The organism is Parapedobacter koreensis, from assembly GCF_900109365.1.
Lineage (GTDB): Bacteria > Bacteroidota > Bacteroidia > Sphingobacteriales > Sphingobacteriaceae > Parapedobacter > Parapedobacter koreensis.
The window spans coordinates 96,232-116,821 of record NZ_FNZR01000005.1 but is presented as its reverse complement, the minus strand read 5'-3'; the positions used below and the strand labels follow the sequence as shown (position 1 = coordinate 116,821).

Genomic DNA, 20,590 nt, shown 5'->3' with positions numbered 1-20,590 from the left:
TTTAAACAAAACAAGCAATACACCCGTCACTCTCTTTTATCAGCGAATCCATGAGATAAGGTGAATTTTCAGATTTAGCTTTTTTGGCTCGTTCCATACGTTTAAGGTAGTCACGTTTAATTTCAATGACACGCTCCGGCTTAGCCAATTCTTCCAAAGGCTCATCCATCCATGTATATCCTTCTTTTTCGTATGCTATAGCCTTAGCAAATCGGTCGGGATGCTGCTCCAACAACCACACCCACTCGATCTTTTGCTGGAAGAAGCAGAAAAAACAACCGGAGCGACTACGAGAATAGGTGGCTTTTATCCCATCTACCTCAAAATCAATGTCTTCGTAATAAGCCGGTACTCCCACACCGCTTTCGCGCAGGATACGAAAAATGTCATCTTTAACTAAAACATCTGCATTGTTGATTAAAGGAAAATCAAGCTCGTATGCTAAAGGTCTCTTCTCCTGATCATATTGCAAAAACATATGAACCACCGTATTAAAAAGCACGGTATCTATGTCTAACAATAACTTTGCTTTATCTTTGACGGAAAAAGAATCTCCTGTTTTTCTATCAAGAATCTCCAAAATCCTCGGGGTATCATAATCCCCAGTAAAAGAAGAGTAATATTGCTCTATTACGGGTATATTCTTATTTGCCAAAACATCTTCCAAGACATCTATACTCCATATATTTTGGCGAAAAGGAAAAACGGATTGAATGTTAGATTTTGGAGAAATGTAACCCTCTCGATCCTCATCTCCTCGGATACCGACGTAGGATATCACGAGATCATCCCCAACGTATTCTTCAAACGGCTCTAATTTGAGTTTTTTTGTACACCAACGAACCTGAGAAGAGGGAAGTAAGCGACCAAAAACTTCATAAAAATGGTCAAACGGATCTTGATGGCTGCTCTCTGCCGCCGTTAACCGATGGATTTTTTTACCCAAGTAAATCTCCAAGTTGTCGATGAGCCGATAGGTCTCATCTAGTTCCTTGCCGGTATCGGACGTATAATACTCGATATCCAAATGTGGATAATTATCTTTCATATAAATAGCCAAGGCCGCACTGTCCTTGCCGCCCGAAATTCCTAATACATGCCTAACCTTTTTATTTCCCATAGCTATTTCAATAGCTCATTGAGCATCTTAGATAAAATAAATATATTCAAATTTTTGTCGTCCGTCAATGCGCTGCCAATCAATTTCTCCACACTATTGATCTGTTTGGTTTTGCCTTCGGGTACTTTCACGATCTTCATTTGCTTGCCGCTTTGAAGATTGGTTACTTCCACGCGGAGGGCTTCTTCAATACCCGTACCTTGCGTGGCTTGGGCGATATCGGTATAATTATCCAACTCATGTACCCAGTCGGAAAATCGGACATATAACAAAGGCTCTTCATCATCTTGTATTTGCTCAATTGACTTGCCCAATACCACCTGTGCCACGGCGCTGAGCCATGCTCGTTTATCATCCAATGGAGCGTTGATGCGTTGTAGGAAGGTTTTGAGATAGGGTGCAATGATATAAGACTTGACCGATGCAAAACGCTGTTGCAACTGCGCGCGCCAGGTTTCAAAATCATGCTCGGTACCGCTGCTTATAATTTCTTCCAAGATGAATTGCTCGTAGCGGTCTAACAAAGCGTCGTAACTAAACTGTATTTCTTTGATACAGCTACGTAACAGGTTGAAATAGGCTTGTAGCTTGCCGCTGTCTTCGTGTAATTCGGTAAGCGCATAGCCTAAAGCTTGTGGGAAATCTTCAAAGAACGATTTCTCGGGATCTGTGGCTTTTAGAATCGTTTCACGGAGACGTTGCGCTTCCTTTGTGATTTTTTTTGTGCGTTTAGCGTATTCGGGTAAGCCCCGATAAAACGAAAGGAAGGGGATAATGGTGTCCACAAATCCTTGGGTGGAGAGCTTCTCGGCTTCGGTTTGACTGAGCAGCTCGCGGTATTGGTTGAATACGCTCAGGCGTATACCCTCTACACTGAATGTTTTGATGCTGTAATCACTGGGTTTGCGCACGACCAAATCAAGCGTATCAGTACTCAGATCGGGAATGAAGCGATCGTTTGATTGGTGATAGAGCGATAGCTCATCTTTTTTGATTAACAGGAAAATCGGCAATAAAATATCTACCAACCCACGTTTAAGCTTATATGGCGGTTTCAACAATTGATTCACCAAGTCTTGAAGGGATCGTTTAGATTGCGTCGCTGTATGAAGGAAATCTTCGTAGCATCCCCATACGGGGTCAAAAGAAGCGTCAAGCGGTGCGCCCAATATCCACTGCCCGTTGTTTTCCTGGCGATGAAAGCCTTTGTCCTTTAAAAGGGACAAATAGATCATTTTGTCTGGTGGGAATAGGTGCGTAGGATAGCCAATATCTTCTTGGTCTCCGTTATCGATAAGGTTTTTGACCAGATTCTTTCGTGCCGTGGAAATAGCTGCCGAGAGCTTGGTTTTATTGACCATCTCGTTGAGATAATGGGGGGTGCTTGGGTACGCGTTTTCCGCAATCTTACTCAAAAAATTATTTAGTGTACGGCGGTTATAGATTTCATTCACCACCTCACCATTAAAAATAAAAATTACGTCTTCTGGACTAGCCATATTGAACTTGTCCATTACAAAGTAGCGCAGCAAATTTTTGTAATGGCTAAGGATATCTTCAAACTCACGGGCCGCTACAATATCACCATGGTGATCGGCCTTTGCAATCCGAACTTTCTCGATGTTCAACACCTGCTCCTTGATCTGCTGGATCTGTTTAAAAAGCACATACAGGATTGGCTTACGAGCTTGCTTAGAATATAGGGTGACGTCCTCTACAGAATGTTTAGAAGAGAATACCAAGTTAATAAAGCCATCTTGGTCACTATAGGGTACATCTATTATTAGCTCATCGCTGAGACGAACGTCGAAAAAACGAGGCGTGCCCACTTCGATTTGATAGCGCTTAGCTGGAATAACCGGAAAAGTAAAATAGCCGTTGAGATATTGGCTAATGTTGGTGACCTGCTCCACTACGCGACCAGCTTCGTCAATAGCCAGATCAATATCGACATCGGTGCCTTCAAAAAGAACATACCGATTACTATGATTGCGGTAGCGTATATGCTTATGTTGAACCAGTAGCCTGATGGCTTCTTTGGTTTGCTTCTCATCAATGTTTCCTGCTAATTTCAAATAACCAATGAGAAATTTGTCATTTATCGTTGCGCCTGAAATGCCAAGCAGATTTAATAAACCAATGGTTTTGATGACGGCGTATGCTGCGTGAAGCGATTCATCTAATTGGCTTTCTGCTGCTTCCAATTTATCACGCATTAGTCGCCAAGCGCGATGATCGGGATTGTGCTGAGCAGTCAGTTGGCTGTAATAATGATAGATAAGATAATCATATACATGGGGCAGGTAATAGAACGGAGCGTCTGGCGCTTTTAGGTAATGGTGCAGCCCGTAATAATCCTGCGCCTCGATAAACGAGAAGAAAGATCGCTCGTTTTGACCATACCGTTGCAAACCGATCGTCAAGGCACTGCCTGCCAGCAGCTCAATCGGAGCAAGTTGCTGGGCTATCTCTGGCGTGAAATAATCTCTCAACGGAAATGCTTTCGCTTTTTCAATGATTTGTAAAAGCTTTTTAACCGTTGGTGTTTTGACGTCGTAATCGATTTCTTCCAATCGATTGGCTGCAATACGTAGCAGCTGCTCAGCGGGTTCATTAAATGTAATTTCCTTGAATCTGCCTTGTACTTTTGTCCACTCCTTGCGTTCTCGCTCGGTCAAGCTAAAAGCATATCCACCAAAATCTTGGTGTAAGGTAGTGATGAGCAGGATATTGCGCTTAGCGTTGTTAGCCAATTCTGCCAATTGCTGCAAGAAATAGATTTCAGAATGTGGGTTATTTTTGGCGGCATATTCCAAAAACTTACCATATTCATCGATGCGGATGATGAGCGCGGTTTGTTTCTTTTGCAGCTTTTCAGCATAGACCGTTAGCGAAGCGATTACTTCATCCTCCTTACATTTTAATTCTCCTGCTAACGCAGCTTGGAGCGAGGTAAACTCGCCCACCAAATCCAGCAGCTGGTTTTTGGCGTACCCTTTTAGCAGATAATTAAATCGGTCAAAGCATGTTTTCCGGCCAGCAGCTGTCTCGGCCAGCGCCCACAAAAACGTTGATTTACCTGAACCATATGCCCCAATAATGGTAAACGTGCGTGTTCCTAAAGCCGCTGCCTCAACAATTTGCTCAAAAGCACGTTGACCGTTGTATGTTGGGATATAACGAAGGTTTTTCCCAATATCTCTCTTGATATTGACCGATGGTGAATATTCGTATGCTTGTTTAGTGATTGCCATAGTACGTCTTTAGGATTTCCCATTGATCGAGATTAGGTTGCAATTGCAAGACAGGATTACCTGCCGTTTCTGTGAATACCCCATACGTCGACGGTAATAGCTTAAGCTTATCAGCTAATGCGATTTCGTTGAGTAAGAATACATTGCCCAACGATGAAGAGTCGTTTGCTAATGCGGCTAAACTTAAACTTTGTTGCCCGGGATATTGATTCAACATAATGTAAAGCATTACTTCGTAAGGGAGGTCTGCCTTTGGCCCTACATTGAATCGGTACCAATCAATGAGCTTGCCTTGATCATCAACACCGGAGAAATGAGAAATCAGATTAAGCTCCTGCAATACATTGGTATATCCCTCTTCAATATCGGTTAGATCTGTACTGAGGTAATTGTTAATAAATACTTTTATATCACTTTCCAGTGTTTTGTTGCTAAACTGCTCTTGGTTTTCTTCAATTTTACGTTTTAAGAAACGCTCAAGGTGTCCTTTATTGAAATCTTGCCGTTCGCGTCGGAATTGGTTGAACACGAGGTTGTAAATGCTAGATTTCCCTTGTTTGATTAAGTGGTAGTGCAGCAGCCAAAGGGTTAGCGTGTCTTCTAAATAAAGGTCTGCACCGTTTGGGCCAAACAGGAATTGAGCAATGGGTGTAGGTCGGTCTTGATCGTCCAACAAGCCAAAAGCCCTTACCCAATGCCGAATGGAGGTGACCATGTTTTTACCGACACCGAGGTGCACGACGGCAGCGTCATCCCCAAAGGAATTGTCTGTTTGTATATAATCGAGGCCTTTTTTTAACCAATGCTGTTTGCACGCAAAGGTCTCATGGCCTGAGAATGAATACTTCATTTAACTAGGTGGTTTATTTGCTATAAATACTAACTTTTGAAATATACCCAATATACTCTTTGGGTATATTTTCAGCTTCATTAGTGTTTCTATTTTCTAATATTCTATTTTTGAATATTTCACAAGCTAAACGCAGTTCATTTTTATTTATCTGCTATACCCGAATCGTTCTAAGTCGATCCACACTGTTTCGAACTTGCTGAATAGTATAGCTGATTTCTTCTTCTGTGTTAAACCTGCCTATACTGAACCTGATGGACGAATTAGCTTCCTCCTTCGTAAGTCCCATGGCCAAAAGCACATGCGAGGGTTCCATCGTAAACGAGTGGCAGGCCGAGCCGTTGGACACGCAGATGTTTTTAAGGTTAAGCAGCAAGGCTTCATTGTCCACGCCATGGAAGCATATATTGGTCGTGGTGGGAAGCCTTAAGCTGCCACCGTTCACGGAGGTGTCATCGATTTCTAATAAGCTGTGCTCCAGGTGGTCTCTTAACCATTCGATTTCTACGATATCCTTAGTGCGTTCTTTCGCGGCGTATTTCGCGGCAGCGCCCATGCCAATAATGCCGGAAGTGTTTAACGTCCCGCTTCTCAGCCCCCTCTCATGCCCGCCTCCGAAGATAAGGGGCTGTAATCGTAGACGCGGATTGACGTATAGCCCGCCAATGCCTTTGGGGCCGTAAAACTTATGGGCAGAGAAGGCCATAAGGTCTGCAGCTTCGGCTCGTATACCATATTTGCCCAACGCTTGTGTAACATCCGTCATGAAGAGGGCTCCTCTTGCATGCACAATAGGTTGGATACGTCCGATATCTTGGATAACGCCGGTTTCGTTGTTGACCGTCATGATGCAGACAAGCACGGTGTTTTCCTGAAAGGCGTCTTCGAGCTCCTGCAAGTCGATATACCCACCACGGTCTACGCCCAAATAAGTGACCTCTACGCCAGTATGCTCCAAATAACGACAGGTGTCTAACACGGCTGGGTGCTCGGTAGCCGCGGTGATGATGTGCGGGGATTCGACGCCTACTTGCCGAACGACGCCACGGATAGCGAGGTTAATAGCTTCGGTAGCGCCAGCGGTAAAAATGATATCTTCGGGATTGGCATCGATAAGATCACCCACTTGCCCGCGCGCTTCATCCACTGCCCGCTTGATACGTGCACCCATGCGATGGCTGCTTGAAGCGTTGCCATACAAATCGGTCAAATACGGCATCATCGCCTCTAATACCCTTGGGTCGAGTGGCGTGGTAGCGTTGTTGTCCAGGTAAATGTATTCGTTGGTCATGGTAATTGCTCCCTTGCAATAGGAATCAAATAACTGATATATCAATATTTTTTATTGATATATCAGTATTTAAATATTTAATACAAATGTACATAACATTGGGATACTTGCTGCCGGGTGGAGCCAGATATTTGCTAACAAATAATATTGTTTCAACAGATAGGTAAACCAAGAGGCAAGCTTGGTTATTCGTTTAGTGGAACCGATGCATAGAACACGTAGGTGGGCAAAAGTGGGAGAGCCATCCCAAGAATCAGCGGGTTTGTCCCACCACTGTGGGGAAGTAGCACAAAAACGGTTCAAAAAAAGCAGGTTTGCATAGGGTTGGTGGGAGCAGGGGCATTGGTGAGCAATCAACTTGAATCAACCTTTTGAAATAGCAATTTGAATGTCTTATTTTGTAAGCATAGTAGCTGTAATATGAATGATAAAGATTTTAAAGCATTGATGGAACTTGCTGCCAGAAAGCTGGAAGAAGCTAAGGCGATGTCTAAAAAAGAAGCTATACAATCGCTTAATAGCGCGGGTATACTTACAAAGAAAGGCAAATTCACCAAACCCTACGCCGAACTCGAAAAACTGGTAATTGCAAAATAATTGAGAAGTTATACGAATGACGTGTGAATTGAAGCTTGTAAATCTATTACCAATTACGTTGGACATCCGTGAAGCTGCTATCCGGCTTGCTGATATGGTGAGGGAACGTAATGAGTGCAAGCAGATAGTATTGGACTTTTCGGGTATTGAATTTATCTCACGCTCTTTTGCAGACCAACTCTACAAGGAATTGTACCTTCATGACAAGGACTCATTTGACATTGTCATCAAAAATGCAGATGCCGGCATCATTCGCATGATGGATTCGGTATCTAAAACGCAGACCAAGCGCAGAGCTGTAAAAAAGACTCACCAAGTAGCTTCTTATAATGATTTGAAACAGATGGAAAGTTTTGTGATGAGCTGGTAGGCTCTCCTTTGCTGATTTAGTTCCAACCCCGCTTCGTAAAATAACTGAATAACCGGCTTGGCTTTACGAAATAGATTCGTGTCGCAAAGAATTTTACGAGAAATGGCATATATTTTACGTGAATGGCGGGGATGGGTGTGTGAAAAAAAGAAAAGACCCGCGTTTGAAGGGTCCTTCGAATATCTTATGAAGAGAATAAAAGACTATAGCTTCTCTACCTCCTCAATGGAGAGACCGGTGCCTTTGGCAATATCCGCAATGGATACCCCAAGGTTTTTAAACTCCAACGCTATTTTGCGCTTCTCGGCCAATTTCTCGGCTTCGGCCTTTGCTCGTTCTTTTTCTATACCTTTTGCTTCCCCCCTTTTATAAAAAGGGTCCCGCTCTTCTTTGAAAAATGATGCTGCTTTCAACATGGCTTTCTCCAATTGTGGTGTAAATTTACGTAATTGTGCGATGATTCGCAACTGATTGATTCTTTTTTGCTTTTCGCTGACCGGCGCTTTCTCGCGGTCTATGGCCCGTACGATGCTTTCGGTCACCTCGTAGGCGTCCGCATTGCCCAGATTGCCAAGTATAGCCAGCATCTTAATTTCCGTCTGCTCCGCATTGATGAACAGGTCATAGGGCAAATCGGAAAAGGACATCAGCGTGTACCGGAAACTGAAATTGGGCAAATCCAGCCTGTCCGGCATATTCATCCGCTCCGGCCCGATATACAGGACGTACTGCCGGATGGGCAATTTGTATAGCTGATGCAGCAGTATCCAGTAATCGGCCATCTGTATGGCCATATTGGATTCGTTCTTCCGCTGGATTTCAAGGTGCAGGATAAAGGTATCACCGTTCCTGTCGGTCACTTTGCGCAGTGTATCGGTTTCCTTCTGACGCGTCATCTGCAATTTATCCTTCAGCTCCGTGTACTCGACGATATCCAGGCCTAATACCTTCTCGACAAACACGGTGAGGAAGATAGGCGATATTTCGCGGAATAGCTTATCATAGAGCGCGGTTTCGGCGATCTTGTTCTTTTCATTAGGCATGTGGCAAATATAAGGAATAGAACGCAAACAAGCTAAATAATTTAGCCTTTTCCGGGGCGATTTTTACCCGCATTACATGCAACTATTTTGCCGCTTGCAATATGAAGCACTGCAATTCCATTTCGCCAAAGGGCAGTGATAGCTTAGAAGATTACTGGAGGTTGTTGGGCATTGATCCTAAAAACATGCGCTCACTGGCATACGAAGGATTTGCAAACACGTAGGTGGGCAAAAGTGGGAGAGCCATCCCAAGAATAAGTGGGTTTGTCCCACCAATGTGGGGAAGTAGCACAAAAACGGTTCAAAAAAAACGGATTTGCATAGGGTTGGTGGGGAGCAGGGGCATTGGTGAGCAATCAACTTGAATCAACCTTTTGAAATAGCAATTTGAATGTCTTATTTTGTAAGCATAGTAGCTGTAATATGAATGACAAAGATTTTGAGGTATTAATGGAGCTTGCTGCCAGAAAGCTGGAAGAAGCTAAGGCCATGTCTAAAAAAGAGGCAATACAATCGCTTAATAGCGCGGGAATACTTACAAAAAAAGGCAAATTCACCAAACCATACGCCGAACTTGAAAAACTGGTAATTGCAAAATAATTGAGAAGTTATGCGAATGACGTGTGAATTGAAACTCGTAAACATATTGCCTACTACGTTGGACACCCGTGAAGCTGCTATCCGGCTTGCTGATATGGTGAGGGAACGTAATGAGTGCAAGCAGATAGTATTGGACTTTTCGGGTATTGAATTTATCTCACGCTCTTTTGCAGACCAACTCTACAAGGAATTGTACATTGATGACAAGGACTCATTTGACATTGTCATCAAAAATGCAGATGCCGGCATCATTCGCATGATGGATTCGGTATCTAAAACGCAGACCAAGCGGAGAGTCGTAAAGACAACTCACTTGGTAACGTCATATGACGATTTGGAGCAGATGGAGAGTTTTGTAATGAGCTGGTAGGCTCCCTCTTATGTTTTGCTAAAAATAATTGCATTGTAGCTTGGCAAAACATATCTTTGCCCATACATCACAAATAACCAAATCACCTACCAATGGCAAAGAATAAAATATTAGATGTAAAGGGAACAGAAATCACTGTTTTTCAGGAAGAAACCAATGATTTTATATCCCTGACCGACTTAGCTAGATATAGAGATTCCGAACATATGGACGATATTATAAAAAATTGGCTAAGAAATAGAAATACAATTGAGCTCTTGGGTTTTTGGGAAGTTTTAAATAACCCGGATTTTAAACCCGTCGAATTCGACGGGTTTAAAAAGCAAGCTGGATTAAACAGCTTCGTTCTTACTCCTAAACGCTGGATAGAAACCACAAACGCCATTGGTATTAGATCAAAGTCTGGTCGGTATGGCGGAACTTTCGCGCACAAAGATATTGCCTTTGAATTTGCTTCATGGATATCAATAGAGTTCAAGCTTTACGTTATCAAAGAATTTCAGCGTCTAAAAGAAGAAGAAAGCAATCGTCTCCGTTTGGAATGGGATTTCCAACGTACACTTGCCAAGGTGAACTATCATATTCATACGGATGCCATCAAGGATAATTTGATCCCTGCGGCATTATCAAAAGCACAGGTTTCCCTCGTATATGCAAATGAAGCTGATGTGTTGAATATGGCATTATTCGGAAAGACTGCCAAGCAATGGCGCGATGACAATGCGGACAAAAAAGGTAATATAAGGGATTACGCGACGATAGAACAATTGGTAGTGCTGTCAAATATGGAAAGTACTAATGCGCTGTTAATCCACCAAGGACTGGATCAATCCGAGCGATTAATCCAGTTAAACCGGATGGCAATTATGCAATTGCGTTCGCTGGTGGCACATAAGAAATCAGTGAAGAAACTGAACGATGTAAAAAGGTAGCTATGTACACGGCGATAAAAGGAATCTATGAAAGTGGTAAGATAACATTTACCGAAGAGCCTCCGGTAAAGTCTAAAGCGGAAGTAATGATACTTTTCTCACAGGACAGGACAGCGCTGAAAAGGCTCCGAAAGGGAAAGTGAAGATTGGGTTGTTGGAAGGTAAAATAAAGCTTCCGGGGGACTTCAATGAGCCGTTGGATGACTTAAGAGATTACAGGACTAACCTAACCTGAAAATATTGTCTCGGTGCCATTTCAAGTTTTCTTGTGTTGGCCGATAGGTTTGCGCCAGCGGATAGTGGATAGGATTTCCCTGTAACTTCCTCAAACTATAATCATGCCCTTCATCCTCCGTGAAATGCGGCGACACGGTAATCCGGTAATCTTCATCTACACTAAGCAATCCGCGGTCAAACGCACGGTGCATATTGGGACACAGCGCAATGCCGTTGCCAATGCGGTCGTCATGGCCTACGCTGAATGGCACAATATGACAAGCATCTACAAAGCTGTGGCCATTCCGTGAGACCAAGTGCATACCAGTAAATGCGCAAGTGCTTTGGTAGAGCCGAAGGATGTGCCGCTTAAATAGCCTATTACGTACAAAAACATCCTCCTCGGTGTCGATGCGAATGGTTTTATATTGTGCCTCCGGTTCTTGGAGGATATAGGCCTCCACATCGTGCAGATAACCCTCACCGCTGTGCTTAGCCGCAAGGAAATAAGCTTTTTGCTCGGGGAAGTGAGTATCGAGTATGGCTGTTTGCAGGATAGTGCGGCTTACAGGGTCTTGGAAGAGGGTAATGCGCTTATTTGGCAGCCGGGTTTGGTTTGCTGGTGCCAAAAAGATTCGCCATCAGCTTTATCACTTTGCAGGCAGTAGAATGGTTGGGTAAAATCGGCTTGGTGCGGCGTAGTGACGAGTAGCTGCCAGTTTTCCAGAAATGTGCCCACCAACTCGGCATTGGCTTCGAAACGGTTATCAAGGACAATGCCTTTCTCCACCAGCTCCATGAGCGTAAGCATCAATACGGGCTTATGCGGGGCTGTACCATACCGCGTGGGTGCACGCTTGAGGTGCGTGAGCGCGTGGAGATAAGTATGGAGGGCAGCGGTATCCATTTCGTAAAGATAGGGATTTGTATCGTTTCCTGTAGTTAGGCCGCAAGTGGCAAAAGTGGGAGAGTCATCCTAAGAATAAGCGGGTTTGTCCCACTAATGTGGGGAACTAATACAAAAACTACTCAAAAAAAGCGTGTTTGCCTAGGCTTGGTGGGAGCGGGAGCATTGGTGAGGACAAGAGTGGCTACAGCTCATTGGGCTCCTGTAAACGAAAGCATTCGTTTAATCACTAAAGCAGCAGCCAATCCTATTCGCAAATGTAAGATTTCAGACCTAATACTGTAATTGGCTTTCATAGCTGTGTTTTGAATGTTATGAATAAACTGGTAAGGAATAGAAAATCAAAAACCGAACATTTTTGAAAATACCCAGAAATGGGTATTTCAACTTCAAATGATTATCCGTTTCTTTACGAAAGATAAACTCCGTACAACGGAGAGAGCCGTAAATGTAAGCATTATTAATAACGAACCTGACTTATCCTAAATCATCATGATATCTCAACTCGACACTTCCATCATCATCGGATTGGCGATCCTAAGCACTGCGCTTTCTTTTTTTTCCTTCTACCCGGTAAAAGGCGTAGGAGGCAAAAGGTGGTCTCTGAGGAATATTTTTATTATTACACTGCTGGCACTGAACTTATTATTGTTGGCCTTTAAAGGGTACTTAGACAAGAATGCCGAAAATGAAAAAGCGGCCCGTGAACAACAGCACAGGAATGAAGTTTTAGCGCTGAACAATGAGATAATCTCATCTCAGGATGAGATACTAAGCAAGCTGGATTCTATTGGGCTTGGATATGATATGATAAGGAACGAACTGTACGTGGTGGATAGGGAAACTGTGATACGGTTTGCTACCCAAGCGGAAAACTTAAAAAACGCTTTAAACAACATGAATCCCGATTCGTTGCTCCTGAGAAACGATTCGGTCGGTATAGTTTACGTTACGAGCAAGGCGCCAGCGGTGGCGATTGAGCCGGGTAACTGTGAGACGAAGTATTCGACAAGCTTCTATTCAGGGGGTAAGCTGAGAATCATAAACCAGACGGGAATCCCCATTGAAATCGTAAATGCGACGGCCGCTCAATACGTTTATGCGAGTGGTTATTCCATCAACATGTTTCTGAACGCGGGCCAAGATGGCCGGACACCGTTACTGCATGTATCAAAGCGGGCACAGAACGAGGAATACGCCAACACAATTATGGATTACAAATTGAACATCCGATCTGTCCCGTCTGACGGAAGCCGGGCGAAGTACGCTGAAATTAATGCAGAAGTGGTGGCCTGTGAAGAGAATGTATTACTGCTCACAGAAAATAATGTCTTTTTCCGCTGATTTAATATTTCTCCGTCTGGAAGCCGTAGCGCGACGCCTTGGTATAGGTTACTTCGGCGTGTCGGCATCCCGCAATATGGACCAAATGCGTTGGAGTTGTGATGTTACTTCCGATTCCGGAAGCACAATTGGCTTGCCTGTAAATGGGCGGGGGACGTTGCCCTGGAAATCCGGGAATAGATATTCGAGTTTAGCATCGTCAAGCCCCGTGGCGTCTACGAATGTCCAGCGGTTGCCGCCGTCATCGCTTATGGCCATTAACATGGATAGAACAATCATTTTTTGATCCGGCTGGGGAATCGTCATGACGAGCACCTGAGGAATGAAGGCGTATACAATATCCTCGTTTTGTTGAAAGTTGCCCGGATCGCCGAAATAGACGCTATCAATACGGATGCCGTTGGCGGCCATGTCTTCCATACCAGCAGCAATAAACGCCAGCATTTCTTCACGCCCACCCATTGCGTTGACGAGTGCTGTATGGGTCTGATCGGCGATGGCTCCGTAATTTTTCTCTTGGGTGACGGTGCCCATCAGTCGGACTTGTGTTACAAGTGCTGCCGTATCTTGGGCCATAGCGACTAAGGTATAAAGCAAAAAAATAAACAAAAGGATGGGGATGCGATGGAATGGTGGATTGTAGGTCATGTAAAAAATCTTTTGGTGAAGATAGTGAAAAAATGGGGTTATTCACTATTATGACAGTTTGTGTTGTTTGACTAAGATCAGGTAGTGAGGGGACTTATAACAAAGAGAAAAATTATAACTTTGTACAAAGCAATGATCAAGAAGTTGTCAGGAAAGCAAGGCTAAACGGATGTTTGGGCCTGAAATTTAAACTCATCAACCTTTCGAGTTGCATTTGGACTTTTCGGGTATAGAGTTCATGTCGCATAGTTTGCAGACCATTTCTGCAAAAAATTGTGCCTTTTGATTTTAAATCCCAGTTTAGTTGTATACTACTACCCTAGTTTCCACATTATTATCTGTACAATATTGTTTTGCAAAATCTTCGGCAGATTTTCTGTCTGAGAATGGTCCGGCAACTGTTCGCCACTTTTTTTTGGGTCGCGCTTCCACGAAATATTCCGCATCTGCAAATTGAAGTGAGGCACCCTCGGATGGGTAGAAAACACTTAAGATTGTACGCTTTTTCATAGCTATCGTTATTTGAATAATAATCTTTTGAATGGTATACTTGTATTAACTCCAATAATACGCCTTTTCCAACCGCCTGTATTAGAGCCCCTCGAATCGATAAGATCAGGCAACTCTAAGAAAACCTCGATATTGACCTTTGCTTCAGAAATTTTCTCGGTGGGATCATATTTGTTATTAATAAACCTTATTATGCTGCCAAAATGCAAATGGTATTCCGGTTTAGAAATAGGTGAGAACGTAGCCTTAGCAATAATATTTCCTCCAAAAGCTTTCTTTTCCCCTAACATTGCCGTATAATTTCCGGAGAGGGTATGATCTACTCTTGTCTTGTATTCGATGCCAGTGACGTCTTTAGCCGTGTATTCATTTTGTAAGAAGGTTATTTTCCCTATAACACTGTCTTTCAAAGTCCCAGATTCAAATGTCTGATTTCTTAACTTTTCATAATTATTTGTGACATTTGGTTGATAGCTGAAATTAAAATACTGGGTTCGAAAGAGACCGTCTTCCCAAACCCTTTCTTTATAATGATTTATGGTAATTGTTCCTGAAATCAGGCTGGCGCGTTGTTCGTCGAACTGCTTTTCTATTAATAATGACCCGTCAAAAGTGGAATAAGCCGTCTGGCGGTAAGTAATACCGCCGCTAAACCAAGTTAGTTTTTCCCATTCCCATGTGGGATTTTCTATTTCTAGTTTGTAAAGTTCGTTCAAAAACTTGTTATATGTTGTTTTCGATATATGTGATGCAGTTGAATCAAGTAGTTGGTGGCTTTTAAAAAATGTTTCAATTTCTTCCTTTTCCTTAATGAGTGTATAGTCAGATTTATTAGTAAAGCGGATAAGAGTTTTGTTAATATCGATCCAACGCAACAGTGCTGCGTGGTACTTTTGGGGTAGACTTTCAGTGTGTTGGTGGAAGAAGTCGTTCTTAAATTTCGCTAATCTATCGGTAAATAGGTCGTAACGAGCTTTTTTAAACTCGCCATGAGGAGGAGTAAATCCAGACAAAACCTTTTTATATGTTGCTGTTCTGGGGAAAAGTGCAAAAGACAAGGAAAAAACGGTGCCTGAATTAACATCGCTACCACTAAATAGATTGCTGACCCCATTACCAAATGTTGATTGCAGACCAAAACTTAACACTAATAATCTTTTTAATATGTCTTCATTCTGAAATTTTCTTGCTATAGATAAATCTAAAATGGTTTGGTTTTCTTTGATATTTAAGCTAGCTGATGTTCCTATGGGAAATGTTCCTCGATCATAAGTCAGATAGGTTAGTTTCTCTTCTATGTATTTCTTATAAGTCGGCCTAGTAAAGGTTTTATCATCATTCTTCCGTTCAATAAGTAAATCATCAGCTTGTTGAGATGATTTTAAATGAAGAAAGATAAGCGAGTCGATTCTGCTTGAAATCTGTGTAGGATTTATTTGCGCATTTGACGTCTTGTAGCAAAATTGTGTAAAGAAGATTATTGATAAAATATTAGTGGAGAATCGCTTAGGTCTAACCATTTCGGATAATTAGTTTAGATGGTAACTACAAACTATAAATAAAGGTAGGGCTGTATAGTGGTTTTTACAATACCTAGAAATGGGTATTTTATAGGCCGATTCCTTATATAGCTTATCTTAATTTATTTTTGCTTAAAGGATATAGCTATGTACACGGCGATAAAAGGAATCTATAAAAATGGTTAAATAACTCGGCAAGAACTAAAACGACGCTCTCATAATGCAGGGAAACCGATTCCTTTCAAATATTCATACGTACCATCATAAAACGCTTCGCTCCGTGTATGGTCTTCCGGGTCACCTTTTGGTACCACGATGACCATGCCTTGGCGTGCGCGAGTAAGCAACACGCGATACGCATTTTTGAGGTATTGCTTGCGTTCAGCTTTGAGCACACGCTCCCAGCGGCTACCCTTGAAAGCGAAGGTCTGCCACCCATCGGCGTGATGCCTAAAATCCGCATCCCACGTAACGCAAGCCCAATCCAGCTCTAAGCCCTGTACCTGAAACTCGGTAGCGACGTCTTCTAAATAATACGACGAACGGACGTCATCCTTATCATCCAGAAACCAATGGACAGGGTCTATCGGTACGCGCACATCGATTGCGTAAGGTCTTAGTCGGTAAGCTTGCGACGATACCACGATACCGTACCGTTCATTGCCTCGTGCCCGTTGCTTGAGCCACTGCTTGGCCTTTTGCGCATCGCGCGTGAGCACAATGGGGTAATTGTCTTTGATATGCTGCCAAGTAGCTCGGGCAGCTTCAGGCTGTAGATCCAACAGCTGCTTGACCATGAGCGACAGGTACTCGGCCCGATAAGACCGCATGGATACCGATAGGTGTAGCTCCGGCTTGTAATGCACCTTTGCTTGATACTGGGCGAGTAAGCGTAAGGCATCGCCCGCGGCATACTCGCTATCGGTCAATTGGTCGGATACGTATACTTCCCAATGGGGGAATGAACGATTGAGCGACACAATCCACTCACTAATACCTGCCTCGCCGGTATTGATCTCTTGGCCGCCGCCTACCAAGCAGACGATGACAGCCCAGTCGGGATGCCGGTCTAAACACGAAATGAGAAATGCTGACTCGGAATGAGCAAAGTTGGGCTGGTTCTTTTTGCGCGCCATGAAGCTGGCGGTCTGCCGATGGTCCCAAGCGCGCTGTGCTTCGTCGAATATGGCCACGTGATCATGCGGTGGGTTGGGGTCGGCTAAGCAATCATCTCGGAAGTGATGTACATTTTGAATAAAAAGCTTTACCTCACGGCCTGCTTTTGATTTGCTTATTTTGTGGCCTGCTTCGCGTCCTCGCCGTACTTTATCGCGTGTGAGCGCCTCGCGCAAGACGGCTACCAATGGGCCATTGCCGGAAAGGAATACGCTGGAGGTGCTGCTTTCGCTATCGAGATGTTGTGTAACGATATTGAGCCCCACCAACGTTTTGCCCGCACCTGGCACGCCGGTGACAAAGCAAAGGGCCTTTTTGCCCAGTTGTTTGGCCTGGCTGATAACCTCGCTAACGGCCATGCTCGTCTCATTAAGATTTTCTTCTTCAGCACCACGGCGGGTGATGTCTGCAACAGTATGGTTGGCATACAGCGCGGCTGCGGCTTCGATGATGGTAGGCGTAGGGGAGTAAGGCCCGCTGGCCCAAGCTTGCGGATCGATGTTGGCCCCTTCTGCAAAAAACAGCGCTTGCTCGATGGCTTGTGGCAGCTGCACTTTATTGCACCAAATAGGGGTCAAGACGTTATCATTGTGAAGGCTGGTACTGATGGCAAGAAGCGCCTCCGGTGCAGCAGTAGCTACCAAGATAGGCGCAATAAAAACTTTGTGACTGGGCCTGTGGAAGTTTTTGAGATCAAGGGCATAGTCCCACACTTGATCAATGGCATACCTATGAAAAGCGGTATCGCCTACTTTAAACTCAATGACCAATACAGCGTTGGCGATGATAATTACCGCATCGATACGCCGCCCCATACGGGGAATATCATATTCGAGAAATAAATGGCCGGTAGGATAGGCGACCAACACTGCTTTGAGGATACGGATTTGCTGCTGCCACGCTCCGCGCTGAGTAAGCTCTACATTAAACGTAGTTTGCTGGGTCAGATGGCCAAGTAAGGCTTCATCAGACGTCTGCAAAAAACCAGCGATCGTGTCGGAATAGTATGCGCGAGTCATGGATGGTTTTAATGTGATGATTGCTCCGGTCGTCTTCGGGGTTTGGAAATTGGCATGGCTTTAGGAAAAATCAGCGGTATTAAAAAAGTCCTTTAATGAAATGCCCAGTGTAACGGCGAGCTTTTCAAGGTTTACGATTGAAATATTGCGCCTCCCGTTTTCTACCTCACTGATGTATGACTTATCAATGTCGGAGTCGAAAGAAACTTTCTCTTGGGTTAGTTTTTTTGTCAATCGGACGTCTCGTAATCTTGCTCCTACTTTGGTTTTTATATCCATCCCTAAAGTTCCCAACAATTCGACTATAGTCTATTAGACTTTAAGTGAATTTTTTAAATTTGTCGCGCATTACTAATGAAACCTTTTATACCGTGATGACCAAACTTTTTGACCGATTACCAAACCGCTATGTGGGCACGCATTTGCTTGACTTTGACAAGGACAATCAGCGTTTCACTTCTTGGAGAAGTGAGCGTACAACAGAGCCGTTTGACCCGTTTACCGTGCTATGCGAGATGCATGGTATAAGAAGCCTGATAGCGGCCATTGTCTCGGGAGCGTATTTCGAAGCGGAGCCGCTGTTAGTCGTTCCCACAGGTTCGCGTTATACCGTGCTTGATGGAAATCGCCGGCTGGCCGCCGTGCGCGCGATTTTAGACCATGAGCGTTATGCACACTATTATCCAGATTGGCTGCATAAACCTACGTCGGAATTGCTGGAAAGTTTAACGCAGATTCCGGTCATCATCGTAGCTGACCGGCAATTGGTGTGGCCGCTTTTGGCGCAGCGGCATGGCATGGGTACGGAAAATTGGGATAGTTATACCAGGGCTTCATTTTTTCATCGGGTGACGGACAGTTACTTGGTATCAGATTATCAAGTGGCAAATTACTTGGGAATAGGGAGGTGGGAATTCAATAGATTTATGACCCCTTATAGGCTGATCGCAGCAGCTGAAAAAGCAGGGATATGGAACCGGCGGCAGATGGAACGGAAAACAATCTATTATTCGTTGTTGGCGAAAACGTTGCAGGATGAGCGCATCCAGCGCTTTGTCGGCATGGAGAGCTTGGACGGTTTTGCTGCTGCGGCGCTGAATCTGGCAAATGTTGGCCGTCTGCTTAATTGGCTGCATGGCAATAAGGAAAAAGGTTTGCGTCCGGCGCTGTCTTATGTAGACTCAGATATCCGGAAACTCGGCAGGGTAGTGGAGAGCGATGAGGCCATGCGCTACCTTGATGAACACGGTTGGTTGGAGCGGGCTTATCAGATGGCCGTGCAGCAAAAGTTCCCAATAAACAGTGACCTGCATAAGGTGCATAATAAGCTCGGGGATATGCTGGCCACGGTGCCCGACTATGAGGTGCCTTACGAAGGGGAGGGGCTGGCGAAACAGGTGAAACGTGCAGCGGATGATTTGTATGAACGGGTATTGAAGAAACGCATAAAAAACGGTGGATGATGGAAAGGGTTACTTCAATAGCGGAATTGAAAATACTTGCCTACCGTGAGACAGGGGAATACGTGGATTTTTGCATGATGTTGGCTGGAGGCTTAGCAAAAAGTTACAAACGCATTGGGTATGACTCCGAAACGGATACGTTTGGCGTCTATAATATGTGTGATGATACTGAACAGGAAGATTTGGACGATGACGCTTTAGCGAAGGATACCAGGATCGTGAAAGCTGTGGAGAGAGGGGCACTGTTCTATTGTAAGTGGTAGTTTGGGATCAATAATCCGCCGGATAAGGCACACGCCCCTCTCCGGCTGTTTCGATGTAAAGCGTTATTTGGTTGATGCATTTCTGTAGGTTCTTCCGTACATCCTCGCCCCAGAAGCGGAATACGGTATAACCAACCCATCGCAATAAGTGCAGCGTTGTTTTCCTTATCGCGCTGGATATTGCGCGCTATCTTGGGAATCCAGAAGTCGCGATTACTCTTGATGATGCCTTTGGTCTTTTCCCATTGATGGCCATGCCAAAACTCCCCATCTACGAAAATGACAAGCCGATATTCCGGATGACGATATCTGGCTTGCCGGGTAGGTCTTTTGTATACGAGCGGTAGCGGATGCCCTTTGCCCAAAGCGCCTTGCGCAGCAACAACTCCGGCTTGGTGTCCTTGGAGCGGATTCGGCTCATGATGTACGAGCGCTGCGGCGTTGTGGGGAGATGTGGCATAGGGGTAAAGATAGCGATTTGTATCTTGCCCATCCCAAGAATCAGCGGGTTTGTCCCACCACTGTGGGGAAGTAGCACAAAAACGGGCGAAAAAGCGGGTTTATATGGGGCTGGTGGGAGCAGGGCATTGGTGAGCACACAACCTTTTGAAGTAGCAGGAAATTCACCAAACCCTACGCCGAACTTGAAAAACTGGTAACTGCAAAATAATTGAGAAGTTATGCGAATTACTCTTGAATTGAGACTCGCAAACCTATTGCCTATTACGCTGGACACCCGTGAAGCTGCCATCCGGCTTGCTGATTTAACAACCTAATTCGCTAAAGTGGAGAAAGCGAGGATGTGACTATAACCAAAAAGGCTCCTGACGGGTATCAATAATATGCAATAGCGTGATATGTTTATCTGTAACTTCGTAAAATAAAGAACTTAATTTGTTAATTGGGGCTACGCGAACGTTTTGGTCAAAAGAACTAGCTTTATACATCCGAGGAAAATTTGTGATAAGGTCAATCACTTTTTCGGTTTCTTCAACAAAGTCTGTCACCACTTTGTCACCCCAATTTTCTCTTAAAAAGTCAGTAAGCGCCTTAAAGGTTGATTCAAAGGTTTCGGCATACTGTACAGATAATCCCAC

The 20,590-nt window shown here is 44.1% G+C and carries 24 protein-coding genes and 1 pseudogene; 10 read left to right on the top strand and 15 right to left on the bottom strand.

Features of this window, described 5'->3' with window-relative positions; genetic code table 11:
* Position 1: 1 nt before the first annotated feature.
* The 4 genes from BMW65_RS13625 to BMW65_RS13610 form a co-directional block, all read right to left on the bottom strand.
* On the bottom strand, positions 2–1,120 hold the full coding sequence (locus BMW65_RS13625) for a phosphoadenosine phosphosulfate reductase family protein (protein WP_090606175.1): 1,119 nt from the start codon (positions 1,118–1,120) through the stop codon (positions 2–4).
* A gap of 2 nt (positions 1,121–1,122) precedes the next feature.
* The gene (locus BMW65_RS13620; protein WP_090606174.1) at positions 1,123–4,374 is read right to left on the bottom strand and encodes a hypothetical protein; all 3,252 of its coding nucleotides are present in this window, start codon (positions 4,372–4,374) and stop codon (positions 1,123–1,125) included.
* Complete coding sequence (locus BMW65_RS13615) at positions 4,361–5,224, bottom strand: DUF4007 family protein (RefSeq protein WP_090606172.1); 864 nt, start codon at positions 5,222–5,224, stop codon at positions 4,361–4,363. The genes BMW65_RS13620 and BMW65_RS13615 overlap by 14 nt, the downstream gene beginning before the upstream one ends.
* Positions 5,225–5,378: 154 nt before the next feature.
* The gene (locus tag BMW65_RS13610; protein WP_090606171.1) at positions 5,379–6,515 is read right to left on the bottom strand and encodes a cysteine desulfurase family protein; all 1,137 of its coding nucleotides are present in this window, start codon (positions 6,513–6,515) and stop codon (positions 5,379–5,381) included.
* Between the two features lie 420 nt (positions 6,516–6,935).
* Between BMW65_RS13610 and BMW65_RS24220 the strand changes: the two genes are divergently transcribed.
* Positions 6,936–7,112: a hypothetical protein gene (locus BMW65_RS24220; protein ID WP_177181130.1), complete on the top strand. Its 177-nt coding sequence runs from the start codon at positions 6,936–6,938 to the stop codon at positions 7,110–7,112.
* A gap of 16 nt (positions 7,113–7,128) precedes the next feature.
* A complete protein-coding gene (locus tag BMW65_RS13605; protein WP_090606169.1) occupies positions 7,129–7,482 on the top strand; it encodes an STAS-like domain-containing protein in 354 nt (117 codons plus the stop codon).
* 203 nt (positions 7,483–7,685) lie between these two features.
* Here BMW65_RS13605 and BMW65_RS24580 read toward each other — a convergent pair whose 3' ends face one another.
* The gene (locus BMW65_RS24580) at positions 7,686–8,525 is read right to left on the bottom strand and encodes an RpnC/YadD family protein (protein WP_090606168.1); all 840 of its coding nucleotides are present in this window, start codon (positions 8,523–8,525) and stop codon (positions 7,686–7,688) included.
* Positions 8,526–8,948: 423 nt separating this feature from the next.
* Here BMW65_RS24580 and BMW65_RS24215 point away from each other — a divergent pair, with 423 nt between their 5' ends.
* The 4 genes from BMW65_RS24215 to BMW65_RS24210 all read left to right on the top strand — a co-directional run bounded on the left by BMW65_RS24215 (position 8,949) and on the right by BMW65_RS24210 (position 10,570).
* On the top strand, positions 8,949–9,125 hold the full coding sequence (locus BMW65_RS24215; protein ID WP_177181129.1) for a hypothetical protein: 177 nt from the start codon (positions 8,949–8,951) through the stop codon (positions 9,123–9,125).
* 10 nt (positions 9,126–9,135) lie between these two features.
* Entirely contained in the window at positions 9,136–9,495 is a 360-nt protein-coding gene (locus BMW65_RS13595) for an STAS-like domain-containing protein (RefSeq protein WP_143053884.1), read from the top strand.
* 92 nt (positions 9,496–9,587) lie between these two features.
* A complete protein-coding gene (locus BMW65_RS13590; RefSeq protein WP_090606165.1) occupies positions 9,588–10,427 on the top strand; it encodes a KilA-N domain-containing protein in 840 nt (279 codons plus the stop codon).
* A gap of 2 nt (positions 10,428–10,429) precedes the next feature.
* Positions 10,430–10,570: a hypothetical protein gene (locus tag BMW65_RS24210; protein WP_177181128.1), complete on the top strand. Its 141-nt coding sequence runs from the start codon at positions 10,430–10,432 to the stop codon at positions 10,568–10,570.
* 78 nt (positions 10,571–10,648) lie between these two features.
* Here BMW65_RS24210 and BMW65_RS13585 read toward each other — a convergent pair whose 3' ends face one another.
* A complete protein-coding gene (locus tag BMW65_RS13585; protein WP_143053883.1) occupies positions 10,649–11,272 on the bottom strand; it encodes an HNH endonuclease in 624 nt (207 codons plus the stop codon).
* On the bottom strand, positions 11,209–11,550 hold the full coding sequence (locus BMW65_RS13580; protein ID WP_090606161.1) for a hypothetical protein: 342 nt from the start codon (positions 11,548–11,550) through the stop codon (positions 11,209–11,211). The genes BMW65_RS13585 and BMW65_RS13580 overlap by 64 nt, the downstream gene beginning before the upstream one ends.
* Before the next feature lie 492 nt (positions 11,551–12,042).
* On the opposite strand from BMW65_RS13580, the gene BMW65_RS13575 reads away from it, so the two are divergent.
* Positions 12,043–12,894: a hypothetical protein gene (locus BMW65_RS13575; RefSeq protein WP_090606160.1), complete on the top strand. Its 852-nt coding sequence runs from the start codon at positions 12,043–12,045 to the stop codon at positions 12,892–12,894.
* Positions 12,895–12,942: 48 nt separating this feature from the next.
* Here BMW65_RS13575 and BMW65_RS13570 read toward each other — a convergent pair whose 3' ends face one another.
* The 5 genes from BMW65_RS13570 to BMW65_RS13555 all read right to left on the bottom strand — a co-directional run bounded on the left by BMW65_RS13570 (position 12,943) and on the right by BMW65_RS13555 (position 18,046).
* Positions 12,943–13,542, bottom strand: coding sequence for a hypothetical protein (locus tag BMW65_RS13570; RefSeq protein ID WP_090606159.1), 600 nt, complete (start codon positions 13,540–13,542; stop codon positions 12,943–12,945).
* Between the two features lie 300 nt (positions 13,543–13,842).
* Positions 13,843–14,052, bottom strand: a complete 210-nt coding sequence (locus BMW65_RS24205; protein WP_177181127.1) for a hypothetical protein — start codon at positions 14,050–14,052, stop codon at positions 13,843–13,845.
* Between the two features lie 8 nt (positions 14,053–14,060).
* Positions 14,061–15,572 (bottom strand): hypothetical protein, encoded by a 1,512-nt coding sequence (locus BMW65_RS13565; protein WP_090606157.1) that lies wholly within the window; start codon positions 15,570–15,572, stop codon positions 14,061–14,063.
* Positions 15,573–15,787: 215 nt separating this feature from the next.
* Positions 15,788–17,767 carry a DUF2075 domain-containing protein gene (locus tag BMW65_RS13560; protein ID WP_090606156.1) on the bottom strand — a complete coding sequence of 660 codons (1,980 nt, stop codon included), beginning with the start codon at positions 17,765–17,767 and terminating at the stop codon, positions 15,788–15,790.
* A gap of 60 nt (positions 17,768–17,827) precedes the next feature.
* Positions 17,828–18,046 carry a helix-turn-helix domain-containing protein gene (locus BMW65_RS13555; RefSeq protein ID WP_090606154.1) on the bottom strand — a complete coding sequence of 73 codons (219 nt, stop codon included), beginning with the start codon at positions 18,044–18,046 and terminating at the stop codon, positions 17,828–17,830.
* A 92-nt stretch (positions 18,047–18,138) separates the two neighbouring features.
* Between BMW65_RS13555 and BMW65_RS13550 the strand changes: the two genes are divergently transcribed.
* Positions 18,139–19,230 carry a hypothetical protein gene (locus BMW65_RS13550; protein ID WP_177181126.1) on the top strand — a complete coding sequence of 364 codons (1,092 nt, stop codon included), beginning with the start codon at positions 18,139–18,141 and terminating at the stop codon, positions 19,228–19,230.
* Complete coding sequence (locus tag BMW65_RS13545) at positions 19,227–19,493, top strand: hypothetical protein (protein WP_090606151.1); 267 nt, start codon at positions 19,227–19,229, stop codon at positions 19,491–19,493. Before BMW65_RS13550 ends, BMW65_RS13545 begins: the two co-directional genes overlap by 4 nt.
* Before the next feature lie 7 nt (positions 19,494–19,500).
* On the opposite strand, the gene BMW65_RS24575 is transcribed toward BMW65_RS13545, so the two are convergent.
* Both BMW65_RS24575 and BMW65_RS24570 read right to left on the bottom strand, forming a co-directional pair.
* Positions 19,501–19,638 carry a PDDEXK family nuclease gene (locus BMW65_RS24575; protein ID WP_245747652.1) on the bottom strand — a complete coding sequence of 46 codons (138 nt, stop codon included), beginning with the start codon at positions 19,636–19,638 and terminating at the stop codon, positions 19,501–19,503.
* A gap of 151 nt (positions 19,639–19,789) precedes the next feature.
* Positions 19,790–19,914: pseudogene (locus BMW65_RS24570) on the bottom strand (very short patch repair endonuclease); the annotation flags it as partial.
* Positions 19,915–19,978: 64 nt separating this feature from the next.
* Between BMW65_RS24570 and BMW65_RS24200 the strand changes: the two are divergent.
* Positions 19,979–20,152 (top strand): hypothetical protein, encoded by a 174-nt coding sequence (locus BMW65_RS24200; RefSeq protein WP_177181125.1) that lies wholly within the window; start codon positions 19,979–19,981, stop codon positions 20,150–20,152.
* A gap of 147 nt (positions 20,153–20,299) precedes the next feature.
* Here BMW65_RS24200 and BMW65_RS13535 read toward each other — a convergent pair whose 3' ends face one another.
* Positions 20,300–20,590, bottom strand: coding sequence for a type II toxin-antitoxin system RelE/ParE family toxin (locus tag BMW65_RS13535; protein ID WP_177181124.1), 291 nt, complete (start codon positions 20,588–20,590; stop codon positions 20,300–20,302).